The sequence below is a fragment of the Streptomyces flaveolus genome (assembly GCF_014648815.1).
Taxonomy (GTDB): Bacteria; Actinomycetota; Actinomycetes; order Streptomycetales; family Streptomycetaceae; genus Streptomyces; species Streptomyces flaveolus.
On record NZ_BMRV01000010.1, the window covers coordinates 202,105 to 225,694 of the forward strand.

Below are 23,590 nucleotides of genomic sequence, written 5' to 3' on the forward strand. Positions count from 1 at the left end.
CGACGCGGGTGGTGGCCGCCGGAGGTCGGCCCACCGGATCTCAAGGATCAAGCCCGGCAGGTGACTGAGCCATACGTCAGATGACGGGAACGCGTGGTTCCACGAACGGACCGGATACGTAGTCTTCGGCCCTCAGCCGGCGGGCCGCTCGTCGTCCTCGTCGATCTCGTCGCGCAGGCGCTGGTCGTCGGCGGTCGCGGGCCGGCTGCCGGTGACCCCGCCCAGCACCTGGCCGAAGATCGCCTCCCAGTCGGTGGCCGCCCCGGGGACGTCGGAGTACCCCGCCGACAGCTCGGTCAGCGGCGTGAACACGTCCATCACGCGGGCCGCCATGTCGGCCCGTGCCTTCTCGGCGGCTTCGAGGATGGAGGCCGCCAACTGGGGCCCCGCCATGGACTGGAAGCGGTTGTCCAGGAAACGTATCCCGCTCAGCTGTCCCTGTGCGCCGACCGTGGCCTCCACGGTGCGGTCGCGGGAGGTGGCGGTGGCCGACGACCGGGTCAGCTTCTCCTGCGCCTCGGCCGCCGCGGTCTGGGCCTTCTCCAGGTCCGCCCATGCCTGGGCCACCCGGTCCTCCATCGATGTCATCTCTGTTCCCCACTCATGAACTGGTTGCGCTGCGTGTTCTCCACCTGCTCCTGCCGGCCGATGACGGCGGGGTTGCCGGTGTCCTCGGTGCCCCAGACGTCCTCTTCCTCGGCCATCCAGTTGGCGCGCTCACGGTCCTTGCTCTCCGTGTTCTGGCCGCCCTGACCGGAGGGCGGCGGCATGTACGGTGTGCCGCCGGTGCCGCTGTGACCGGTCGCCGCCTGGGTGGGCCGGGCGGTCGTGGTGGCGCCCGGATCGCCCATGGCGTCACGCATGCGGTCCGCGCCGAGGGCTCCGTTGACGCCGCCCATGCCGCCGAGACCACCGAGCCCGCCCAGGCCCATGGGCATCCCGGCCCCGGTGGCGGACTGACCGGCCCCGTAGGAGCCGCCGTAACCGTCGTCGAGGCCCAGTCCGCCGTCGGACCCGTATGACGGGAAGTCGGTGGAGGTGTCGTAGCCGGCCTCCTCGTAGGCGGGGGTCTGGACGGCCTGGGTGGTGCCGGCGCCCGGGTTCGACCCGATCGTCCCGAGGGAGTTCATCGTGTCGAGCACCGATCCGCCGATGTCGCCCTGGCTGAGGACCGGAACCGGGTTGGCGGTGATCGTCTCGCCGTTCGGCCCGGTGGCGGTCGTGACGCCGTCGCTGCCGAGCGTGGTGGTGACGCCGTTGGGGTGGACGGTGGTGGCGGTGCCGTCGGGTCCGAACGTCGTGACGCTGCCGTCCGGCGCGGTGATCGTGGTGACGCCGTCCGGGCTGGTGTAGGTGACGGTGCCGTCGGGCGAGACGACGGTCTCGGAGCCGTCGGTGCCGATGGTGGTGACGGATCCGTTGGGCGAGGCGAAGGACTGCGAGCCGTCGGGGTTGGTGGTGACCACCGAGCCGTCGGCGTTCTGGGTGATCAGGGAGCCGTCGGGCCTGTGCGTGACCGTCGAGCCGTCGGGGTTCTGCGTCACCAGGGAACCGTCGGCCCCCAGGCTGACGGTGGTTCCGTCGGGCAGTTGCGTCGGGGTCCCGCCGGGGTTCAGGGCGATCGTCGACCCGTCGGGGGTGCGCACCGACACGGTCCCGTCCGGGGCGGTGGTGGTGACCAGGCCGTCCGGGTAGGTGGTCGTGGTGCTGCCGTCCGGGTTCTGCACGGTGGTGGTGCCCGTGCCGAGTCCGGTGCCGGAGGCGTAGTTCGGCAGGTTCGGCACGAGGGGCGTGCCGATGCCGAGGCCGGTGCCCGTCGGGTCCCCGGGGTTGGCCGTCAGGCCGTCCACGCTCCCCGGGCCGGTGCCCAGGTTGTCGGTGAGGGAACCGAGGCCCTGGCCCAGGTTGTCCGTGACGCTGCCGAGGTTGTCGGAGACGTTGCCGAGACTGTCGTTCAGGTTGTTGGAGAAGTCCCCGAGCCCGGTGCCGAGGCTGTCGGAGACACCGCCGAGGCTCTCGTTCAGGTTGTTCGAGAAGTCGCCGATCCCGGTGCCGAGGTTGTCGGTGGCGGTGCCGAGGTTGTCCGTGACGCTGCCTAGGCTGTCGGAGACACCGCCGAGGCTCTCGTTCAGGTTGTTCGAGAAGTCGCCGATGCCGGTACCGAGGTTGTCGGTGGCAGTGCCGAGGCTGTCGGAGACACCGCCGAGGCTCTCGTTCAGGTTGTTCGAGAAACTCCCCAGACCCGTGCCGACGTTCTCGGAGGCGTTCCCGAGGGTCTCGTTGAGGTTGTTGGCGAAGTCGCCGAGCCCGGTACCGACGTTGTTGGACATGCTGCCCAGGCTGTCGTTCAGATTGTCCGAGAAGCTGCCGAGCCCCTCACCGAGGTTGTCCGACACACTGCCCAGGCCCTCGTTCAGGTTCTTCGAGAAGTCGCCCAGGGTATCGTTGAGGTTCTTGGTGATGTCGTCCAGGCCGCCGGTCCCGCTCTGGCTGCCCTGGTAGGTGCTGATCGACGTGGTGTTCAGGGTCTTGAACCCCTGGCCGACCACCTCGGACGCCTGGATGAGGGCGTTGTTGACGTTGCTGACCTGGGTGCGCGCCGGGTCTCCCAGCAGCGACTGGACCTTCTGATTCCACCGCCAGACTGCGTGGTTGCCGAGGTTCGCCCAGGCGTCGATGCTCGACAGGTCGCCCCAGGTGGGATGGCCCGCCGTGAAACCGGGCATGGCCACCACCGTGGTCGGAGGCACGCTGGGCCCGCTCCACATGCCGCCCGACGGCTGGTTGTGCAGCCCTGTCTTGGACAGGTTGGAATCCTGGACCCACTGGGCGACATCACTGATCAGCCGCGCCGCGATGGCCATGGCGTTGGAGTCCGGGTCGGCGGCCCACTGGTGCCACGCCTGACTCAGCTCCCAGGCGGCCTGGTGGATGTCGTTGGCCGCTCCGACGAGCGTGTCGCCCTGCTTGGTTCCGGAGGCTCCCTTGCCGAGGACCGGGTGGAGCGCGAAGTTCTTGGGCGAGAACCCGGGCGGGACCAACTGTTCCTTGTAGTCACCGTAGTTCCGGTGCAGCGTGGCCAGGAGGTCGTGGAAGGCGCCGGCCGCGTTCCCCTTCCAGTGCGAGTCGTCCTTCCCGAAGCTGTCGAGCCATTGCTTGAGGACGGCTTCGTGCTGCGCGAAGAACTCCGCGGACCGGTCGAAGGCGGCGGCGATGTCCGAGAAGGTCTTGAGGACGACCGCCCCGTTGTCGGGTACGGACAGGCCGCCGAATCCCAGTTTCTGCGTGGAGAAGGGCGGGCCGGCCAGCGCTTCCAGCATGACCTGCGAGCCGAAGATGAAGTTGTCCAGGGGGTTGCCCGGCCCCTGGGACGGCCGTTCGCCCGGGTTCCACAGGAAGTCGATCGAGATCTTGTGCAGGTTGAGGCCGCTGCCCTGGGGCGTGTAGTACGGAAGCACGAACCCGTGTCCGTCGGCTCCCGCGCCGACCTGCCCGAGGTCGCGGAGCGAGACGTTCAGCCCGACGTTCTCGATCGTGACGTTGAGGAGCGGCGTCTTGCCGTCGCTGCCCTTCAGTTCGTCGAAGAGCGTGGCCCGGTCGGGCACTTCGTATCCCGTCAGGATCCGTACGGTACGACCCCAGTCGTCATCGGCCATCGTGCGTCGGCTCCATGCTTCGTGAAGTGCTGCTTCGGGTACTGCCGGCCGGCCCGGCGCCGGTCGCTCCGCGGTCCACGACCGCGGAGCGTCCGGTGAGTGACGTCAGGTGGTCGCGGGGATCTTGGTCGGGTCGATGGTGGTCGCGCTCTCGACCTTCACGTACTCCAGGAAGTCGCTCGCCTTGATGGACTCCAGGTTTCCGCCCTGCTGCTTCATGAACTCCGTGATCACCTTCTGCAGGCCGTCCTTGATGTGCGGGAGCACACTGTCGCTCTGCGCCTGCAGGATGCCGTCCAACGCCTCCGCGAAGGACAGCGTCTTGCTGTTGAAGGTGTTGCCGTGCACCGTGTCGTCCGCACCCATGTACCCGAGCGCCAGGGGCTTGGTCAGGTAGAAGGTGTCGGGCTGGGTGTAGCCGTGGGCGACCGAGCGTACGGCGAGCGTGTTGCCGTCGTCGCTCCTCACCTTGACCAGGTCGTTGATGAACTCGGTCAGCGGACCCTCGATGAACTTCCGGAGCGCCGCGGAGTCGAGTGTGGTCAGTTGGGCCTCGGTCGGCATGTCCCCTCCTGTGGGTGCGGGCTCAGCCGATCGGGCTGGTGTTCTGCCACTGACTGCTGAGCTTGCCGTCCGTGGTGTTCCAGCCCGAGGTGATCTCGGCGAGCAGCTTGGCGTCGTGAACGACGTAGTCGACCGCCTGGATGACGTGGTTCTGCCACTCGTCGACCTTCTTGCTGAAGGCGATCACCGCCTCACCCTCGGACGAGGGCAGCCAGCTCTTGACGTTGTTCTCCAGCTGCTCCAGCACTCCGTTGATCGCCTTGCTGTAGGCGATCAGGGTGTCGGCGACGTCGCTGGTACCGGCGTAGTCGACATAGACGAGGCCGTCGGCGGGCATGGGTGCCTCCTTGGTTACGGGCGGGATGCGGTGGGCGGGTCGTTGCGGCCGATGCTGTGGCTCAGGAGTTGGGGGTGAGCGCGCCGTACGCGCGCGAGGCGTTCGTGGAACGGATGAGGTCGACCGCGCCCTCCTGAAGGCCGGCGGTGGTCTTGCTGGCGGCCTTGGAGGTGTCCACCATCGTGTTCATGCCGGTGACGACCCTGTTGACGTAGCCCAGCCAGCCCTGGACGAGCTGGTGGTACGCCGCACCGTCGGCGCCCTTGTAGGACGCGGCCAGGTGCTCCGCGGTCTGCGCGCCCTGGTTCTCGATGCGCTTGATCTCGGCCGCCGCGTCCGCCATGCCCTGCTGGACCCTGGCGTCCTGGAGGAAATCGCCCCTCAGCTTGCCTGCCATCTTTCTTCTCCTTGTCCATTGCACGCGCGGTTCCTGATGCCAACGATTCTTTTTTTCAGCGCGCCGATCCATACGTCAGGTGACGGTCTTTCACTGCCGCCCGCCTCCTCAGCCGTCGCCGCAGAGGTCCGGGACGGTGACGGCCGCTGCCCCGGCTGCCGCCTCGGGGTCGAGTACGGGCCCCGTCGGCAGCAGGGCGAGCACGACCGCGGGAAGGCCGCGTTCGTCGGCGACCGTGTAGCCGAGGCTCTCCAGGGCTTCTTCCGAGGCGAGGGGGTACTTCACACCCGTGTCGGTCACCAGGTAAGTGGTGTCGCCCATCTGGGTTCCGGCGCTGCTCAGCGCGCGGATCAGAGCGCCCTTCCCGGGCCGTACGGCGATGACGTCCGCGGGCAGGCACGCATCGGCGACGTGCTCCGCCGGGGGTTGCGCCACGTCCTGCGCGGGAAGATCCCCCGACACCACGGCCACGCTCACCTTCAGGTCCTTGCCGTCGCTCGGCTTCACCTGGACGCACGCCTGTGACCCGACCGGTACGTCGACGGCGTGCGGCGGGACGTCCGGCAGCCCGGAGGAGGCCGTACCGGTGGCGAGGTGGCCGCGGGCTTCGTCCCCGGTCAGCGGGCGCGGCCGCGGGTCCTTGCCGGCGTACGCCTGGTCGCGGGTACGGGGGTCGCCGAGCACCAGCGCGGTCTCGGTGGCGCCCAGCCGGACCAGACCCTGTTTGAGCAGCACGTGGTACTGGGGTTCGGAGCCCGGGGGCCGGAGGGTGAACAGTTGCCCGATGCGAGTCGGCCTGCCCGCCAGGTCGGGACCGGGCTCGCCGCGACCGTCGACCGTGGGGGCTTCCAGGTCCGGGCCGGCGGGCAGTGCGTCGACAAACGCCTCGGACACCGGGCGGGCCCGGACGGAGCCGTATCCGAGGGATGCGGCTGCCCCGCTGTCCGGGTCGAGGCGGAGCCGGGTTCCGCGCCACACCAGATAGCGGGTGTGGGCCGGTGTCTCGATGAGCAGCGCCTGCGAGTCCCGCAGCGGCTTTCCCTTCATGACCGACCCGACCGCCAGTTGCGTGCTCACCGACGTCTGCCCGGACACCTGGACCCGCAGGTCGGAGCAGACCTGCCAGGCGTCGTCGGCGAGCTGCCCCGAGTCCGGCAGGTCGTCGGGGGCGCCGGGTATCCCCACCGGTGCGCCGTGCGGGGTGCGTTCGGTGGACTTGCTGGAGACGGAGGCCGTCTTGAGGTCGGCGCCGAGCAGCAGCCGGGCCGACGCGTAGTTCTGCACCGGGCGCAGCCGGCCCTCGACGTAGAGGTAGCGGTTCCCGGTGTCCTTCTCCAGGACCAGGGTTCCGTCCTCCTTCCAGGAGGTCTTCGTGCCCGGTGACACCACCCCCCAGAGTGCGGCCACCAGGCATGCCACCAGGCCGCCCAGCAGGCCGTAGAACAACCCCCGGTGAGTGCGGCCTCCGGGGCTCTCCGGGCCGTCGGGGTTGGCCCGGAGCAGACCGGAGGTCAGCCGGTTCATCAGGAACATGTGTGCCTGGACCTGGTCGCGCTTGGACTGCACGGTTCGTTCCGATCCTCGGTCTTCGGTGTACGCGGGTCCGGTCGGCCTGCCGCTCAGCCGGTCATGTTCCGCAGCCTGGAGTAGACCCCCAGGGTCCACAGCACCAGCGGCAGCAGGGCGATCGCCGCCATCGAGTGCAGCAGTTCCGCCGCGCGGCCCCAGTAGGGCACCATCCGCCGGCCGGGAACCAGCCAGATGGCGAGGGCGAGCACCGCGGTCGCCACGACCAGCGCGACGAACACGGTGACCCGGGCCCCCGGCTGTGCGGTGGCCCAGCCGAGCACGAGCAGGACCGCCCCGCAGACGCCCGGCAGCAGGACGGCCAGTCGCTGCGGGGTGCTGCCCAGGTTCCTGCCGTGCAACAGCAGCAGCAGGGCGAGGACCGCGCCGTTGATCGTCCCGGCGAGGCCCGCCTCACGGGCCAACAGGGCGAGGCTGACCGTGCAGACCGCGCCGACCGCGGTGTAGAGGGCGGTCATCCAGGACGAGGCGGTGGCCGACCGGGTGGTGATCTCCTCACTGGGATACGGCTCGATGCCCTCCTGCAACTGCTGCGGGTTGGTGGGCAGCGGCCGCATCTGCATGCCCGCCGCCCGGAAGGCGATGACCGGGACGAAGGCGCCCACGGTGACGGCGAGGAGGGAGATGACCGCGGCGACGTGCGCCATCGGCAGCTCGTAACCGGCGGCCGACGCACCGGCCACCGCCGCGAAGGCACAGCAGAGTGCGGTGGCGGCGAACAGTTCCGGGAAGGTGCCGACGAGGACGAGCGCCAGGACGGCGGCGCCGGTGGCCACGGCACCGGCCGAGAGCAGCCGGAATCCGTAGGCCTCCAGCGCGAGCGGCCCGCTGGTGGGCCCGCCCGGCACCGTCCAGCCGGCGAGCGCCAGGAAAGGCACGGCCGAGCAGCCGAGGAGCGCGGCGGACGCGGAGTCGCCCAGTGCACGGCTCGCCGCGGCGGCCGCCGCGTAGAGCAGGACGGCACAGGCCACGGCCGCGAGGGTGCGTTCGGTGGCCGCCCAGCCGGGCAGCAGGAGCGCGACGAGGACGGCGCCGAGCAGAGCGCCGGTCATTCCGCGCAGCAGGCGCCGGGTGGCCTGCTCCGTCCACTGCCCGCGCTGCCGGTCCATGGCGGTGGCGATGCCGTCGATGAGGTCGTCGAAGTGCGCTTCGGGCATGGCTTCGGCGCGGGGCCGCAGATACAGGATCTCGCCGTCGCGGAGTTCGACGGAGCCCAGGGTGGCTTCCTCGTCGAGCGGTGGACGGCCGAGCTGCTGCAGCACCCAGCCCCCGTGCTCGATGCCGGCCTCCTCGACCTCGGTGCCGGCGAACTGGAGCACCGCGGGCAGCAGGTCCGCGACGGGGATGTCCACCGGCACCGCCAGGTCTATGGCGCGGTCCTGCAGCCTGACGGTCAGGCGGCACAGTCCCGCCAACGCGCCCTCGGTCATCAGCGGATGGGCCTCTCGGAAGTGGGGACGGGGAACGGAAAGGGGGAACGGCGACGAGAACGGAAAAGAGACAGACAGGGAAAGCCGGAAAGCGGAAGGGGAACGGGAGGAAAGGGGAGGGGGGAAGGGGGAAGAGGTAAGCAGGAACGGAGAACCGGGGACGGCTGCCACCCTAGTTGCCGCAGCCCGTCCGCCCTTTCGTAGAAATGACGTATCTTCGCGCGGAATCCAGCAGGTCGGCCCTGCGCGCACCCATGCTGGGGAGTCGAGGCGCACCGCCCTGGCACCGGTGCCCGCAGTCCCACCGCTAGGAGACCGTCCGTTGAGTGTGGTGCTCTTCCGCCGTCCGGCCCGCCGGCGAGGTCCGGACATGCCCGAGGGAGAGATCAGCCTCCAGGAACCGCCCGCGATGGCGGAGGCGACCCCCAACGCGGCCGCCGTCTGGACCTTCATGCCGATGGCCATGATGTCCATGTCGATGATGCTGATGTTCCTGCGGCCGGGCGGCGGGGTGTTGACCTACGTCGCCATGGGCACCATGGGCGGCTCCGCCGTGATGATGCTTGTCGGGCAGGTGATGCAGCGGCGTGGTGACCGCAAGACGGAGATGAACGGCCAGCGGCGTGACTATCTGCGGTACCTCTCGCAGGTGCGACGGCGTATCCGTCGGGCGGTGGAGGCCCAGCGCGAGGCGCTGACCTGGCGGCACCCGCACCCGGCCGCGCTTTCGTCTCTGGTGCGCACCAGCCGGCTGTGGGAGCGGCGCACCACCGACGAGGACTTCGGCGAGGTGCGGATCGCCGTCGGTGAACAGAATCTGGGACTGCGGCTCGCGCCGGTTTCCACCCGCCCGGTGGAGGATCTCGAACCGTTGTCGGCGCACGCTCTGCGCAGCTTCATCCGGGCCTATACCACCGTCCCCGACCAGCCCATCGCCGTCTATCTGCGGGCCTGGTCACGGGTGCTGGTCCGCGGCGACGAGACGCAGGTGCGGGAGCTGGCGCGAGCCGTGGTGGGCCAGCTCGCCACGCTGCACAGCCCGGACGACCTGTGGATCGCGCTGTGCCTGTCCGAGGAGGCCCAGCGCGACTGGGACTGGGCCAAGTGGCTGCCGCACTGCCTCCATCCGCAGTCCAACGACGGCGCCGGACCGGCCAGGATGGTCGCCGGCGCGCTGGGCGAGCTGGAGGACGTCATCGGGAACGAGTTCACCGAACGGCCGGCCTTCGACCCGACGGCCGCACCCGGCCGAGAGGAGCCGTTGGTCGTCGTGCTGGTGGACGGCGGCACCGTGCCCTCCGGTCACCGCTTCGAAGGCACCGGGTACCGCAACGCCCTGGTCGTCGACCTCTCCGGGGCGTTGCGATGGCGTCCCGGGCGCACCACGCTGCGGCTCCAGGTGGAGAACGGCGACGTGGAGCTGATCCGCACCGACCGCAATCGACGTGAGCAGTCGACCCCGCTCGGGCGCGCGGACCGGCTCGGCCCCTCGGCGGCCATGGCGTTGGCGCGGGTGCTCTCACCGTTCCGCAGCACGGTCGGAGGGGATTCGGCCGAGCCGCTGGCCACCGACATCCAGCTCACCGGCCTGTTGGGGATCAACGACCTGCACCGGTACGAACCCCCCGCGCTGTGGCGGCGACGCGGCGCGAACCAGCATCTGCGGGTGCCGATCGGCCTGGCGGCCAGCGGGGCGCCGGTGGAACTGGACCTCAAGGAGTCGGCCCAGGGAGGCATGGGCCCGCACGGGATGCTGATCGGCGCCACCGGCTCCGGCAAGAGCGAACTGCTGCGGACGCTGGTGCTCTCCCTGGCACTGACGCATCCCTCGGACCGGCTGAACTTCGTGCTGGTGGACTTCAAGGGCGGTGCGACCTTCCTCGGTCTGGAGCATCTCCCCCACGTCTCGGCCGTGATCACCAACCTGGCCGACCAGGCCTCCCTGGTCGACCGCATGCAGGACGCGCTGCACGGCGAGCTGATGCGGCGCCAGGAACTGCTGCGGCAGGCCGGCAACTTCGTCTCGGCGCTGGAGTACGAGCGTGCGCGCGCCGCCGGGTCGCCGCTGGAGCCGCTGCCCAGCCTCGTCGTGGTCGTCGACGAGTTCAGCGAACTCCTGGCCACACACCGGGACTTCATGGATCTGTTCGTCATGATCGGCCGACTCGGCCGAAGCCTGGGGGTCCATCTGCTGCTGGCGTCCCAGCGCCTCGACGAGGGCCGGGTGCACCAGTTGGAGAGCCATCTGTCGTACCGGATCGGGCTGCGGACCTTCTCCGCGATGGAGAGCCGAGGGGTCCTGGGCGTCCCGGACGCGTACCAGCTGCCGCCCGAGCCCGGCAACGGTTACCTCAAGAGCGGCGTCGAGGAGCTGACCCGGTTCCGGGCCGCGTACGTCTCAGGGGCGTACCGGCACCGCAGCCGGGCCGCTTCGGCCGCGCAGACCGCGAGCCAGATCATCCCCTGGGGGACGGGCTGGGTCGTGCCCCGGCAGACGTCGGAGCCCGATCAGGTCCGGGAGGAGGAGTCCCAGGAGACGCTGATGGCCCTGGCGGTGAACAGGCTACGGGACTCCGGGCCCCCCGCGCACCAGGTGTGGCTGCCCCCGCTCGATCTGCCGTCCAGCCTGGACCAGTTGCTGCCCCCGCTGGAGCCGGACCCGGAGCGCGGACTCGTCGCCGGGGAGGCCGGCCGGCTGACCGTGCCGGTGGGCATCGTCGACCGTCCCTTCGAACAGCTGCGGGACCTGCTGTGGGTGGACCTCTCCGGCGCGGGCGGCCATGTCGCGGTCGCCGGTGGACCGCAGAGCGGCAAGAGCACCCTGGTCCGTACGCTGATCACCTCCCTGGCGCTCACCCACACCCCGCGTGAAGTGCAGTTCTACTGCCTGGACTTCGGTGGTGGCACGCTGTCCAGCATTGCCGGGCTGCCCCATGTGGGCGGTGTCACCGGGCGGTTGGACGAGGACCGGGTGGGCCGCACCGTGAGCGAGGTGGCCTCGCTGCTCTCCCGGCGTGAGCGCTTCTTCCTGGAGCAGGGCATCGACACCATGGCCACCTACCGGCGGCGACGTGCCGCCGGGGAGTTCCAGGACGAGCCGTTCGGTGACGTCTTCCTGGTCGTCGACGGCTGGGCCACGGTGCGCCAGGACTTCGACAACCTGGTCGACGAGGTCAACAAGCTCGCCCAGCGCGGGCTGAACTTCGGCATCCACCTGATCACCACCACCGCTCGCTGGATGGAGCTGTCGGCGGCCGTCCGGGACCAGGCCGGCACCCGGCTGGAGTTGCGGATGGGCGACCCCTCGGACTCCGACGTCGACATCCGCAAGGCCCATACGGTGCCCCGGGACGCGCCCGGTCGCGGGCTCACCGCGCAGACCAAGCTGCACTACCTGGCGGCGCTGCCCCGGATCGACGGAGTGGAGTCCGCGGACGACCTGGCCGCCGGTGTGGAGGGCATGGTCGCGGCCGTCACCGAGGGCTGGGGCGGCCGCCCCGGGGCGCCGGCGGTACGGATGCTGCCCACCCTGCTGCACGCGTCCGCGCTGCCCTCGCCGGCCGGGACCCGGCTGCCGCTGGGCCTGGAGGAGAACGAACTCCAGACGATCTGGCACGACTTCATGGAGAGTCCGCATCTCGTCGCGTTCGGCGACACCGAAAGCGGCAAGACCAACCTGTTGCGGCTGATCGCCAAGTCCATCGTGGAGCGCTTCACGCCCGACGAGGCCCGCATCCTGGTGGTGGACTACCGGCGCACCCTGGTCGAGGCGGTGCCGGAGGAGTACCGGCTGGGCCACGCCGTCTCGGTCAACGCGTTGCGGGAGCTGGTGGCCGGTGCGGCGCACGCGTTCGCCGAGCGGCTGCCCCCGGAGGACATGCCTCCGTCCCGGATGCGGCTGGCCGACTGGTGGTCGGGGCCACGGCTGTTCATCCTCGTGGACGACCACGAGATGGTCTCCGGGGGCATGGAGAATCCGTTCGACCCGCTGCTGCCGCACATGCCGCTCGGCTACGAGGTCGGCATGCACTTCGTGGTCGCCCGCGCGTCGTCCCACGCCATGCGTGGTACCGCGGAGCCGTTGGTACGCCGGATCCTGGAGGTCAACAGCACGGCGCTGATGCTGTCCTGCCCGCCGTCCGAAGGCGCGTTCCTCGACAACGTCAGGCCGAAGCTGCTGCCGCCGGGCCGGGCCATGCGGATCGCGCGCCGCAAGACGACGCTCATCCAGACCGCGCTGGTGGAGGTGCCGGAAGCCGGCTGACCCGGGAGAGCCGGGACGGACGGCCGTCGGCGGAAGGGCGGGCGGCCCCGGCGCCGCCCACCGACCGGGCTCAGCCGGCCCGCCAGCCCCTGGCCCGGCCCCGCGGTACGACCCACGCGCCCACCAGCAGGACGAAGACGAGCAGCGCGCTGCCCACGGCTGCCCAGCGGCCACGGACGACGGCGCCACCGTCCGACGGGGTAGCCGGGACGACGGCCGGATCGGCGACGGTCCGCGTCCGGGGCAGGGCGTCCGGCACCGTACCGGACACCGCGGCGTACGGATCGACCCGCGGCACCTGGGCCGGGTACGCCGTCGCCACCAGTCTCCGCGCGACCTGGTCCGCCGTGAGTTCGGGCCGGTAACCGCGCACCAGCGCCGCCGTGCCCGCCACGACCCCGGCCGCGAACGAACTCCCGCTGCCCGTGAAGGCCCCCCTCCCGCTCGGCCCCACGCTGACCACCCCCACCCCCGGGGCCGCCAGGTCGGCCTGCGGGACCGGAACCGGCCCTTCGCCACCGGCCGAGCCGAACGCGGCCACCGACAGCACACCCTCTTCCGCGGCCGGCCAGTAGGCCGAGGGTCCGGAGGACGAACCGGCGCCGTCCGGCGTACGGTCCGGCGCCGCCGCTGCCAGCACCAGCACGTCGCGGCTCCGCGCGTGGCGGACGGCTGCGGACAGCGCCTCGGAGTTCGTGGTGAGCGCCAGGGAGACCGTGACGACCGAGGCTCCGCCGTCCACGGCCTCCCGGATGCCGCGGGCCACGCTGTCGGGGGTGGCGGCTCCCCGTACGTCGGTACCCCGGACCGCCAGGATCCCCGCCTGCGGCGCCACGCCGGTGAAGCCGGTGTCGGGCTGGGGCGCGGCCGCGGCGAGGCCCGCCACGAAGCTGCCGTGGCCGACACAGTCCTTTCCGGCATCGCCCACCGCGGAGACCCGGCCGGCCAGCGCGGGAACGCTCTCGCCGACTCCGGTGTCCACCACGCCGACCAGCACCCCCGCCCCGCGGGACAACTGCCACGCGCTGGAGAGGCCGAGCATCTCCTGTGTCCAGGGCGGCGTCCTGGCCTCCCGGTCCGACGCCGGCCGGCAGGGCGCGCCCTCGTCGAGCGTGGGCACCACCACCGGCAGCGAGAGGGCGGGCCCGGTCGGGGGGACGCTGTCCGCGACGGCGACAGCCGGGCAGCCGAGCACGGCCACCACCGGGAGCACCGCCAGGGCGACCGTGCGCTTCGGGACGTCGCGTGACCTCGGTGCTCTCCTGATGTGCCTCATAACTCCCTTTCATGCGCACCCGCCAGGAATCACGGGACAGCCTTCGACCCGGACGTCCATGCTTCGAGGATCGCCAGGAGACGGTCAAGGCCGTCGCCACCCGGTTTGACTGATCACCCGACTGAAATCTCGCAGTGCCGGATCTACGTCATCCGCCCCCGACACCCGTCACCATTCCGCCGGAAGGCTAAATCGCCGTCGTCGGCGCACCTGCGGGGATTACGGAATACCCCTCGGACCGCCGACAATCAGCACCGGCCTCCGTCACGCGTTGCCCCCGGAGGCAACGACGTTGCCCGTCAGGGCAGAGGACGCTCGGACCCGTCTGTCTCGGACCTGCACCACATGCCTATTCTGCTGGCGCGAAGGGACGGCGCGGCGAGCGTTTGGCATTCGGGGAGTCGATGTCGAATCCCCGAGGGAAGTCACCGGTGACTCCTCGCAGATCGACCGCGCGAACACGACCGGAAACGCGAGCACATCGCGAACACACAGAACCCGACTCCCGCTTTTCAGCGAAGAAGTGTCACATCGGCGTGCACGTGGCCAACCGGATGCACAATTCGGTATTCCACGGCCACCGCTGCGCGGGACACAGAGTTGAGCCAAGGGATTTACACGATGAACCCTCCACGCTACAGCCATCAACAGAAGGTCGCCCACCTGCTGAGATGGGCCGCAAGCTGGTCCGACACGCGTACGGGCGAGAGCATGTGGTCCTACTCCCTGGGGCTGGGGGGTTCGCACGCTCTCTTGAACGGCTGGTACAAGAACGAGAAAGTGAGGAACTCCCTCACCATGGAAGAGCGCGCCCTTTTGGAAACGGCTCTCCAGCGATCGTCCCACGCTCGTACGCATCGGAAGCGTACGGGTTGCCGGGGAGCCACGGGGATACACACCGAAGCGTCTTCTCCCCAAGGCTGACAGAAATTCTCGACGCCCGTGCATCGATGGGGTAGGCGAACGGTGCCGGGCCCCGCGGGAGTCTCGTCGTACGAGAAATAAGTGTTGCCGGGGCTGCTCCACACGGAGGCATACATGGAGGGGGTGTTCCGAAGTCGCGTGCCGGTGTACGGCGACCGTCACCCCCGAAGCAGGGTCGGGGCCGTGCCGGGGAAGAAGCGGATGCCGGCCCACGGTCCCGAGCCGGCCTCGGTGAGGCGGGCGCGGCTGTCGGAGTCGGCGACGAGGAGGCGGCCGTCGTGCCGGAGCGGGTCCGCAGCCGTCGGGAAGGACCCGGCCCGGGGCGGATTGCGCCGGGTTGTTGGTCCCTGTCGTCGCGCCGGCCAGCCGGGACGCGCGTTCCGCGTACATGCCGTCACCGTGTGCGAGGAGCCGCCGCCGAGCGTCACCGGCCGGTGTTGAGGCGGGCGGCCCGGCGGGTCAGGTAGTCGCGCTCGGCGAGGTTGGGGGCCTTGTGGGCCGCCTCGGCGTACAGCCGTGCCGCCGTCACCGGGTCGCCGTCGCGCTCGTGGAGGTACGCCGCCACCGCGGTGTGCCGGGGCAGTGAGTCGTCCAGCGCCGCGAGGGCCGCCAGGCCGGCCCGCGGTCCGTCGGCCTCGCCGACGGCCACCGCGCGGTTGAGCCGGACGACCGGGCTGTCCGTCAGGCGCTCGAGCTCGTCGTACCACTCGACGATCTGCACCCAGTCGGTCTCCTCGGCGGTGGGCGCGTCGGCGTGGAGCGCCGCGATGGCGGCCTGCGCCTGGAACTCGCCGAGGCGGTCGCGGGCGAGGGCCGCCTGGAGGATCTCGACGCCCTCGGCGATGGCCGCGGTGTCCCACCGGGACCGGTCCTGCTCCGCCAGCGCCACCAGGCTGCCGTCGGGCGCGGTCCGGGTGGCGCGCCGGGCGTGGTGGAGCAGCATGAGGGCGAGCAGCCCCGCCACCTCCGGGTGGTCGATCGAGGCGGCGAGCTGCCGGGTGAGCCGGATGGCCTCGGCGGCGAGGTCCACGTCGCCGGAGTAGCCCTCGTTGAAGACCAGATAGAGGACGCGCAGCACGGTGGCGACGTCGCCGGGCCGGTCGAACCGCACCCCGGAGACGGTGCGCTTGGCCCGGCTGATGCGCTGCGCCATGGTCGCCTCGGGCACCAGGTAGGCCCGGGCGATCTGGCGGGTGGTCAGCCCGCCGACGGCGCGCAGGGTGAGCGCGACCGCGGACGCCGGCGTCAGCGACGGGTGGGCGCACAGGAAGTAGAGCTGGAGGGTGTCGTCCACCGCGGGCGCCGGCCCCGGCGCCGGCTCCTCGTCGAGGAGGTCCTCGCGCCGGCGGCGGGCGGCGTCCGAACGGGTCGCGTCGAGGAACCGGCGCCAGGCCACGGTGACCAGCCAACCCTTCGCGTCCCGCGGAGGGTCGGACGGCCAGACGCGGATCGCCTCGACCAGCGCGTCCTGCACGGCGTCCTCGGCCGCCGCGAAGTCGGCTCCGCGGCGGACGAGGACGGCGAGGACGCTCGGTGTGAGGCTCCGCAGGAGTGCCTCGTTCATCCGTGAGGGCATTCCGGGACGGTGGGCGGCGCCGCCAGGAAGGGGCGCAGTTCGAGCCACTCGTGGATCGGCTTCCCGCCGGCCCCGGGCGCTGCCGACAGCTCCCCGGCCAGCTCGACGGCGCGCTCGTGGCTGTCGACGTCGATCACCATCCAGCCGGCGATGAGGTCCTTGGTCTCGGCGAACGGGCCGTCGGTGACCGGCGGGCGCCCCTCACCGTCGTAGCGGACCCACGATCCCTCGGGGGCGAGCGCCTGCCCGTCGACGAACTCGCCGGTCTTCTCCAGCCGGGCCGCGAAGTCGTTCATGTACTGGATGTGGGCGGAGATCTCCTGTGGCGTCCACTGGTCCATGGGGACGTTGTTGACCGCGGCCGGGGCGCCCCGGTAGTGCTTGAGCATCAGGTACTTGGCCATGGTGTCTCTCCTCGGTGCTGTGCGGCCCATTGTGGTCGCGTTCACCCCGGGGACGGAGCCGGACGCGGGTTCTCGACATCGGCGCCGGAAGTTTTTTCCGGCCCGTGTTCAGCCGCCCACGTCCACGCTGTTGTCGGGTGCCCCGTCGCCCACCGGGGGCAGGTCGCCGCGCTCCACGGGGGTGCCGGCGGCGGGCCGGGGCGAGGGCAGGGTGGCCGCGGCCTCGGCATTGTCGGGCCGGTGGACGGCTTCGGCGGCCTCGCTCAGGACCTCGCGCGGTACGGCGTCCGCCTCGGCGGACAGCCGGACCACGTGCCCGTTCTTCGGCAGGGCGTACTCGTGCTGTCCGCCGCCGGTGCGGTACCAGGCGTCCGCGTCGCGCTCGCACGTGGCCCGTCCGCCGGTGCTGTCGCCGACCGGCCGGCCCGGGCAGGTGTCCTCGGTCATCGATCCCCGCTCGACGGAGAGGCGGACCAGGGCGCCCGAGCCGGTCAGGTAGGTGGCGGAGAAGCCGTCGTCGCCGAGCACGCCGACGGACTGCTGGGCCAGGGTGAGACCGGGCGCCCTGGTGACGTAGACCAGGTCGGGGGCGATGCCCAGCGCCTGCGCCCGGTTCTCGAGCTCCTCGGCCCCGGCCGGGGCGGCCTCGGTGGGAGCCGCGGCGGCGACCGGGCCGTCGGCCGCCCTCTGCGTACCGCAGGCGGTGAGCAGCAGCGGGGGCAGCAGTAACAGCGGCAGGACGCGCGCGCGACGGTTCATGCGCCCATCCTGCCGCACAGGCGTTCCCCGGCGGCTCGTCATCCGGTCACCGCGGCCAGGCCCGCGCACCCCGGCGTCCGGATCAGGGACGGTGCGCCGCCGCGTCCTTGGACAGCCGGACGGCCGACAGCAGGCTGAGGCCGGGTGCCGACTCACGCAGGACCTTGACGGCCCGCACGGAGTCGGCCGGGCCCTCGTACCCGGCGGCGGCGAGGCGCTGGTGGACCCAGCGGGCGCGCAGGGCGGCGTCGGGGACGGCGGCCGCGCGTTCCACCAGGGCGGCGGCGCGCTCCAGCCCGGGCCGTTGCTCCGGGGCCGCCTCGGCGAGCGCCTCGCGCAGGCCGGCGGCGATCACGTCCGAGTCCCGCAGGACCAGCACGTCGAATTCCTGCTTTCCGCGTCCCAGCATGACCCCATGGTCGGCGCCAGCCATCTTGCGGATCAAGGAACTTGAGGCCTTTCTGAGCTGCTTCGCCCGGCGGCCGCGGTGTCCGATTCCTTCAAGACGGGCCCTCGCCGTCCTGCCTACGGTGGCGTCATGACCGCACGATTCAACGCCATCGGCCTGGTCGTCTCCGACATGGCCGCATCCGTGACCTTCTACCGCCGGCTCGGTTTCGCCTTCCCCGAGGGTGCCGAGAAGCAGCCGCACGCCGAGGCCGGACTGCCGGGCGGGATCCGGCTGCTGCTCGACACCGAGGAGACCGTCCGCTCCTTCCACACCGGGTGGCAGCCCCCGGCCGGCGGCGGGCGGGCGTCGCTCGCGCTGCTGTGCGACGCGCCCGAGGAGGTGGACGCGCTGTACGAGGAGCTGACCGGCGCCGGGTACCACGGTGAGCTGGGGCCCTGGGACGCCTTCTGGGGGCAGCGGTACGCCGTCGTGCACGACCCGGACGGCAACGGCGTCGACCTGTTCGCCGCGCTACCCGCGGCGTCCCAGTAGCTCGACCGGGGGTACACCCGCCAGCTCCCGCACGTCCCGCGCCAGATGTGCCTGGTCCGCGTACCCGGCCCGGGCGGCCGTCTCCGCGAGGGGCGTGCCGCCCCGGGCCAGGGCGAGGGCGCGTTGCAGCCGCAGTACGCGGGCCAGGGTCTTGGGGCCGTAGCCGAAGGCGGCCAGCGAGCGGCGGTACAGCCGGCGTGCGCCGATGCCGAGTTCGTCGGCGGTGGCGGCGACCGGGCGGCCCGCGTCGAGGGCGGCCACGATCCGGCGCAGCAGCGGGTCGGGGGGCCCGCTGCCGGCCGCCCGGGACAGCGCCGCCTCCTCTAGGCCCCGCGCCGGGTCGGAGGCCGCGTTCACCCGCGCGGTCAGGCGCCGCGCCTCGGTGGCCGGCCAGAGGTCGGCGAGGTCGACGCGCCGGTCCCGCAGTTCGTGCGCGGGGACTCCGAGGAGGGCGGGGGCGGTGCCGGGGTAGAAGCGGACGCCCGCCCAGCGGCCCGGCGCGCCGTCGGTGGCGTGGGCGCGGGTGTCGGGGCCGGCGACCAGCAGTCGGCCGTCGTGCCACAGCAGGTCCATGCAGCCGTCGGGCAGGACACGTCCGGGGCCGGGGCCGGTCGGCGTGTTGGTCCACACCACCGCGCCGGGCAGCCGGGAGGCACGTTCCGCGTACACGCCCGCCAGGCTACGCCGCTCTGCGGGCCGGCGCCGTACACCCGCTCGAAGGCGGTGGACAGGGGCGAACGCGGTGCCCCAGCCGGCCTGGCGCGCTGGTGGGGGCGGCGCCGGCCGCGGAGCGCTTGCGGCTCCGGCTGCTGACCCAGCTCTCGGACGGCGTCCAGCAGATGGCGCGCCGGGGACGTCGGGGGCGTTCGCCCGGGAGGCCGCGACGGCGAGGGAAGGAGCCCCGGCCCCGTCCGGGGCTCCTTCCCTCGGAGGACCGGTCCCGCTACGAAGCCTCCGGCTTGTTGTGGTCCGTGGGAGGCGTGTGCTTCGCGTGGGTGCGCAGGCGGGCCGTGACGTCCTCCGGCGGCAGGAAGCGGGACCAGCGTTCCGGGAACTCGGACGGCATGTCGGGGTCCGCCTCGCCGCTCGCGGCGGCCCGGGCCACGTACTCGGCGACCTGCGCCTGCCGCAGCCGCTCGTTGGCCTCGCGGGCCGCGGCCGTGGCGGCGGCCGGCCAGACCCGGTCGATGGCCGCGTTGACCGCCGCCCCGACGAGCACGGCGAACGCGGACACACCGATCCACAGCAGCACGGCCACGGGCGCGGCGAGCGAGCCGTAGATGGTGGGGCCCTCGACGGTACTGGTGAGGTAGATCCGCAGCAGGAAGCTGCCCAGCACCCACATCGCGAGGGCGACCAGCGCGCCGGGCACGTCCTCGATCCACGGGGAGCGCACGGGCACCGACACGTGGTACAGCGTGGTCAGGAAGGCCACCGACAGGATGATCACGACCGGCCAGTACAGGACCTGCACGACGGTCGTCGACCAGGGCACGACCCGCACCACGGCGTCCGGTCCGGCCACCATCAGCGGCAGCGCGATCGACCCGATCAGCAGGGCCACGATGAACAGCAGGAAGGCCATCAGGCGGGTCTTGACGATCCCCCGGACACCGTCGAGGCCGTACATCACGGTGATGGTGTCGATGAAGACGTTGACCGCGCGGGAGCCGGACCACAGGGCGAACAGGAAGCCGATGGAGATGACGTCGGGCCGGCCGCCCTTCATCACGTCGTCCAGGATCGGCTCGGTGATCTGCTTGACGCCCTTCTCGGAGAGCACCGCGCGCGAGGCGTCCAGGATGTTGGTGCGCAGGCTCTCGGTGGTGTCGGCGCCGATCCAGGAGTCGACGTAGCCGAGCAGCCCGAGGAGGCTCAGCAGCAGCGGCGGCACCGACAGCAGCGTGAAGAACGCGGCCTCGGCGGCGAGCCCGAGGATGCGGTACTCCATGCACGAGTTGACGGTGTCCTTGAGCAGCAGCCAGGCGGTCCTGCGTTTGGAGACGTTCCGGTAGAGAACCCGGGCACGGTGGAGCCGGCCCGAGGGCCGTTCGGAAGATTCACTTGCTGGCTGCACGCCCTAAAGGTATCCGCCGCGGGGGCCCGCACTCATCCGCGGACTGCCGTGGAGGCCGGCGGAGCCCGCCCCGTCCCCGGGCGCGGTAGGTTCGCCGTCATGGCAGGCAGCACCCACACCGTGACGAACCAGGCCCCGCCGCTGGCCGGCTACGACGTCTTCACCACCGACCGGGCCCTCGTGGCGGCGGTCGAACGGCATCTGGCACCGGAGCTGCGCGAGGAGGCGCTGGGCGAACTGTCCGGTCTCGGGCGCGGCTGCGGCTCCGCCCAGGTGCTGGAGTGGGGCGCGCAGGCGAACGAGAACCCGCCGGTCCTGCGCACGCACGACCGCTACGGCCACCGCGTCGACGAGGTCGACTTCCACCCGGCCTGGCACCGGCTGCTGGGCAAGGGCGTCTCGGCCGGCCTCACCGCGGCCTGGACCCGGCCGGGCGGGCATGTGCGGCGGGCCGCAGGGTTCCTCCTGTGGACGCAGGCCGAGGCGGGCAACGGCTGTCCGCTGTCGATGACCCACGCGGCGGTACCCGCCCTGCGCGCCGACCCCGACCTCGCCGCCGAGTGGGAGCCGCGGCTGACCTCGCGGGTGTACGACCGTGAGCTGCGGCCGGCGCACCTCAAGGCCGGCGTGCTGTTCGGGATGGGCATGACGGAGAAGCAGGGCGGCAGCGACGTCCGGGCGGGCACGACCTCCGCGCGGCCGCTGGCTCAGGACGGGACGTACGAGCTGACCGGGCACAAGTGGTTCTGCTCGGCGCCCATGTCCGACGGCTTCCTGGTGCTGGCGCAGGCCCCGGGCGGACTCACCTGCTTCCTGGTGCCGCGCGTGCTGGCGGACGGCACCCGCAACGTGTTCCTGATCCAGCGGCTGAAGGACAAGCTGGGCAACCGGTCCAACGCCTCCGCCGAGGTCGAGTTCGCCGGGACCTGGGCGCGCCGGGTCGGCGAGGAGGGGCGCGGGGTGCGCACCATCATCGGCATGGTGGCGGCGACCCGGCTGGACTGCGTGCTGGGCTCGGCGGGACTGATGCGGCAGGCCGTCGCGCAGGCGGTGCACCACTGCGCCCACCGGGAGGCGTTCGGCGGGAAGCTGATCGACAAGCCGCTGATGCGCAACGTCCTGGCCGACCTCGCGATCGAGTCGGAGGCGGCCACCACGCTCGCGCTGCGGCTGGCGGCGGCGTACGACGACGGGGGCGAGCGGGAGACGGCGCTGCTCAGGCTGGCGGTGCCGGCGGCGAAGTACTGGGTGACCAAGCGCTGTGCGCCGGTGGCGGTGGAGGCCGCCGAGTGCCTGGGCGGCAACGGGTACGTCGAGGAGTCCGGGCTGCCCCGGCTGGTGCGCGAGTCGCCGCTGAACTCGATCTGGGAGGGCGCCGGCAACGTCCAGGCGCTGGACGTGCTGCGGGCGCTCGGGCGGGAGCCGCTGGCCCTGGACGCGTATCTGACGGAGGTGGGCCTCGCCCGGGGCGCCGATCACCGTCTGGACGCGGCGATCCGGGGCCTGCTGACGGAACTCGCCGATCTGGAGTCCGCCGAGGGGCGGGCACGGCGGCTGGTGGAACGGCTGGCGCTGGTGCTCCAGGGGTCGCTGCTGGTGCGGTACGCGCCGCCCGAGGTGGCCGACGCGTTCTGCGCCTCGCGGCTGGGCGGCGACGGGGGTGCGGCCTTCGGCACGCTGCCGCCGACCCTGGATCTGGCGTCGGTCGTGGAGCGGGCCCGTCCGGTGGCCTGATCCGGTCCGGCGGTCCTGCCGCCGCACGGAGGGCGGCACGGGGGTGGTGCTGCGCCGACACGGCACCACCCCCGCCACACGAGCCCGTTCAGGCCGCGTACGCCGCTCGGGACGGCGTGGCACAAGTTTCGGACACCGGCACGGCCGTCCACCAGGGTTGCAAGGGGTTGCAACTTGCTGCCGACTGTGTGCGGACTGTGTCCGTCCGCCATGGGGAAGCGGTCAGTATTGAGACGAACATCCGGGACGATCACGGGCTCGCCGCCGGCACGGCCGCCCGGGCGCCCGTGCCGGCCCTGCTTCCGGGAGGACGAGGACCAGTGGCGCTCTCGCCGAGGGACGTGACGCAGTTCGCCGCCGTCGACACGGCCCGTGCGGCGCGGATGCTCAGCGAGGTCCGCTCCGCCAGACTCTCGGGCGGGCGCGCTCCGGCGGCGCCGCGTCCGGTCATCGAGCAGTCCTGGGAGCGGATGCTGCGCAGCGGCGTCGACCCGGACCACGACTTCCGCGCCGGGCTGCTGCCCCGGGAGGAGGTGCAGCGGCGGCGGGAGGCCTCGCCGCTGCGGCACGTGCTGCCGGTGCTGCGGGAGGGGCTGCTGTCGGTCGCGGACGTCGCCCACCACATCATGGTGGTCGCCGACGACGAGGGCCGGGTGCTGTGGCGGGAGGGCAGCAGGCCGGTGCTGCGGAAGGCCGACGGGCTCGGCTTCGAACTCGGCGCGGACTGGCGGGAGGACGTCGTCGGCACCAACGGCGTGGGCACGCCGGCGGTCACCCGGCGGCCGGTACAGGTCTTCGCCTCCGAGCACTTCGTGCGGTCCCAGGCGACCTGGACCTGCGCCGGGGCGCCCATCACCGATCCGCGCAGCGGCCGGCTGCTCGGTGTGGTCGACGTGAGCGGGCCGCTGGAGACGATGCATCCGGCCACGCTCGCCTGGGTCGACTCGGTGGCCAAGCTCGCCGAGGCCCGGCTGCGCGAACTGCACACGCAGTCGCTGGAGCGGCTGCGGGCGGTGGCGGCGCCGGTGCTGGCCCGGCTCGACGGGCGGGCGCTGGTGGTGGACCGGGACGGCTGGACGGCCGCGGTGACGGGGATGCCGTACGCGGAGCGGGTGGTGCTGCCCGGTTCCCCGGCGACGGGCCCGAGGTGGCTTCCGGCGCTCGGGGCGTGCGTCGTGGAGCCGCTGGCCGAGGGCTGGCTGGTGCGGGTCGCCGCGGAGCCGGTGCCGCACGGCGCCCCCCGGATCGTCCTCGACCTCGGGCAGCCGCGCCGCTGGTCGGTCCGGGTGCTGGACGGGGCGGGGCCCTGGGAGCGGGAACTGAGCCCGCGGCACGCCGAGTTGCTGTATCTGCTGGCCGTCCAGCGCACCGGCCGCAGCGCCGCGGAGCTGGCGGAGGACGTCTTCGGCGACCCGGCGCGCACGGTGACGGTGCGCGCCGAGATGTCCCGGGTCCGGCGGTACCTCGGGGCCTATCTGCGACACCGGCCGTACCGGTTCCGCGACGACGCCGAGGTCGAGGTGGTCCTCCCGGACGACCCCCGCGACCTGCTGCCCGACTCGACCGCGCCGGCGGTGACGGAGCGCCGGGAGCAGGGCCCGGGCCGGACGCCGCCACCGGTCCGGGCAGCGTCGTCCTGAGCGGCGGCCGGTCCACGGACGG

Annotated in this window: 18 protein-coding genes; 4 read left to right on the forward strand and 14 right to left on the reverse strand. The window is 72.2% G+C overall.

What is annotated here, in order from left to right:
* Nucleotides 1-132: 132 nt before the first annotated feature.
* The 7 genes from IEZ05_RS23155 to eccD all read right to left on the reverse strand — a co-directional run bounded on the left by IEZ05_RS23155 (nucleotide 133) and on the right by eccD (nucleotide 7,971).
* On the reverse strand, nucleotides 133-588 hold the full coding sequence (locus IEZ05_RS23155) for a YbaB/EbfC family nucleoid-associated protein (protein WP_189232134.1): 456 nt from the start codon (nucleotides 586-588) through the stop codon (nucleotides 133-135).
* Nucleotides 585-3,656 carry an AAWKG family protein gene (locus IEZ05_RS23160; protein WP_189232135.1) on the reverse strand — a complete coding sequence of 1,024 codons (3,072 nt, stop codon included), beginning with the start codon at nucleotides 3,654-3,656 and terminating at the stop codon, nucleotides 585-587. The genes IEZ05_RS23155 and IEZ05_RS23160 overlap by 4 nt, the downstream gene beginning before the upstream one ends.
* Before the next feature lie 105 nt (nucleotides 3,657-3,761).
* Complete coding sequence (locus tag IEZ05_RS23165) at nucleotides 3,762-4,220, reverse strand: type VII secretion system-associated protein (RefSeq protein WP_189232136.1); 459 nt, start codon at nucleotides 4,218-4,220, stop codon at nucleotides 3,762-3,764.
* A 22-nt stretch (nucleotides 4,221-4,242) separates the two neighbouring features.
* Complete coding sequence (locus tag IEZ05_RS23170) at nucleotides 4,243-4,557, reverse strand: WXG100 family type VII secretion target (protein ID WP_189232137.1); 315 nt, start codon at nucleotides 4,555-4,557, stop codon at nucleotides 4,243-4,245.
* A gap of 61 nt (nucleotides 4,558-4,618) precedes the next feature.
* Nucleotides 4,619-4,954: a hypothetical protein gene (locus IEZ05_RS23175; protein ID WP_189232138.1), complete on the reverse strand. Its 336-nt coding sequence runs from the start codon at nucleotides 4,952-4,954 to the stop codon at nucleotides 4,619-4,621.
* A gap of 108 nt (nucleotides 4,955-5,062) precedes the next feature.
* Nucleotides 5,063-6,520: a type VII secretion protein EccB gene (gene eccB, locus IEZ05_RS23180; RefSeq protein ID WP_189232139.1), complete on the reverse strand. Its 1,458-nt coding sequence runs from the start codon at nucleotides 6,518-6,520 to the stop codon at nucleotides 5,063-5,065.
* 53 nt (nucleotides 6,521-6,573) lie between these two features.
* Nucleotides 6,574-7,971, reverse strand: coding sequence for a type VII secretion integral membrane protein EccD (gene eccD, locus IEZ05_RS23185; RefSeq protein ID WP_189232140.1), 1,398 nt, complete (start codon nucleotides 7,969-7,971; stop codon nucleotides 6,574-6,576).
* A 370-nt stretch (nucleotides 7,972-8,341) separates the two neighbouring features.
* Here eccD and eccCa point away from each other — a divergent pair, with 370 nt between their 5' ends.
* Complete coding sequence (gene eccCa, locus IEZ05_RS23190) at nucleotides 8,342-12,235, forward strand: type VII secretion protein EccCa (protein WP_189232141.1); 3,894 nt, start codon at nucleotides 8,342-8,344, stop codon at nucleotides 12,233-12,235.
* 70 nt (nucleotides 12,236-12,305) lie between these two features.
* On the opposite strand, the gene IEZ05_RS23195 is transcribed toward eccCa, so the two are convergent.
* From IEZ05_RS23195 to IEZ05_RS23215, 5 genes are all read right to left on the reverse strand, one after another.
* Nucleotides 12,306-13,511 (reverse strand): S8 family serine peptidase, encoded by a 1,206-nt coding sequence (locus tag IEZ05_RS23195; protein WP_189232142.1) that lies wholly within the window; start codon nucleotides 13,509-13,511, stop codon nucleotides 12,306-12,308.
* 1,348 nt (nucleotides 13,512-14,859) lie between these two features.
* Nucleotides 14,860-15,999: an RNA polymerase sigma factor gene (locus IEZ05_RS23200; protein WP_189232143.1), complete on the reverse strand. Its 1,140-nt coding sequence runs from the start codon at nucleotides 15,997-15,999 to the stop codon at nucleotides 14,860-14,862.
* A complete protein-coding gene (locus IEZ05_RS23205; RefSeq protein ID WP_189232144.1) occupies nucleotides 15,996-16,415 on the reverse strand; it encodes a YciI family protein in 420 nt (139 codons plus the stop codon). The genes IEZ05_RS23200 and IEZ05_RS23205 overlap by 4 nt, the downstream gene beginning before the upstream one ends.
* 108 nt (nucleotides 16,416-16,523) lie before the next feature.
* Nucleotides 16,524-17,174: a hypothetical protein gene (locus IEZ05_RS23210; protein ID WP_189232145.1), complete on the reverse strand. Its 651-nt coding sequence runs from the start codon at nucleotides 17,172-17,174 to the stop codon at nucleotides 16,524-16,526.
* An 82-nt stretch (nucleotides 17,175-17,256) separates the two neighbouring features.
* Nucleotides 17,257-17,583: a hypothetical protein gene (locus IEZ05_RS23215; RefSeq protein ID WP_189232146.1), complete on the reverse strand. Its 327-nt coding sequence runs from the start codon at nucleotides 17,581-17,583 to the stop codon at nucleotides 17,257-17,259.
* A 129-nt stretch (nucleotides 17,584-17,712) separates the two neighbouring features.
* Here IEZ05_RS23215 and IEZ05_RS23220 point away from each other — a divergent pair, with 129 nt between their 5' ends.
* Nucleotides 17,713-18,117 (forward strand): VOC family protein, encoded by a 405-nt coding sequence (locus tag IEZ05_RS23220; protein WP_189232147.1) that lies wholly within the window; start codon nucleotides 17,713-17,715, stop codon nucleotides 18,115-18,117.
* Here IEZ05_RS23220 and IEZ05_RS23225 read toward each other — a convergent pair.
* Nucleotides 18,097-18,786, reverse strand: coding sequence for a helix-turn-helix transcriptional regulator (locus IEZ05_RS23225; RefSeq protein ID WP_189232148.1), 690 nt, complete (start codon nucleotides 18,784-18,786; stop codon nucleotides 18,097-18,099). The two genes, IEZ05_RS23220 and IEZ05_RS23225, sit on opposite strands and share 21 nt — an antisense overlap.
* A gap of 274 nt (nucleotides 18,787-19,060) precedes the next feature.
* Nucleotides 19,061-20,194 carry a YihY/virulence factor BrkB family protein gene (locus IEZ05_RS23230; RefSeq protein WP_189232149.1) on the reverse strand — a complete coding sequence of 378 codons (1,134 nt, stop codon included), beginning with the start codon at nucleotides 20,192-20,194 and terminating at the stop codon, nucleotides 19,061-19,063.
* 99 nt (nucleotides 20,195-20,293) lie between these two features.
* Here IEZ05_RS23230 and IEZ05_RS23235 point away from each other — a divergent pair, with 99 nt between their 5' ends.
* Both IEZ05_RS23235 and IEZ05_RS23240 read left to right on the forward strand, forming a co-directional pair.
* The gene (locus tag IEZ05_RS23235) at nucleotides 20,294-21,928 is read left to right on the forward strand and encodes an acyl-CoA dehydrogenase family protein (RefSeq protein ID WP_189232150.1); all 1,635 of its coding nucleotides are present in this window, start codon (nucleotides 20,294-20,296) and stop codon (nucleotides 21,926-21,928) included.
* Between the two features lie 320 nt (nucleotides 21,929-22,248).
* On the forward strand, nucleotides 22,249-23,568 hold the full coding sequence (locus tag IEZ05_RS23240) for a GAF domain-containing protein (RefSeq protein ID WP_189232151.1): 1,320 nt from the start codon (nucleotides 22,249-22,251) through the stop codon (nucleotides 23,566-23,568).
* Nucleotides 23,569-23,590 lie beyond the last annotated feature (22 nt).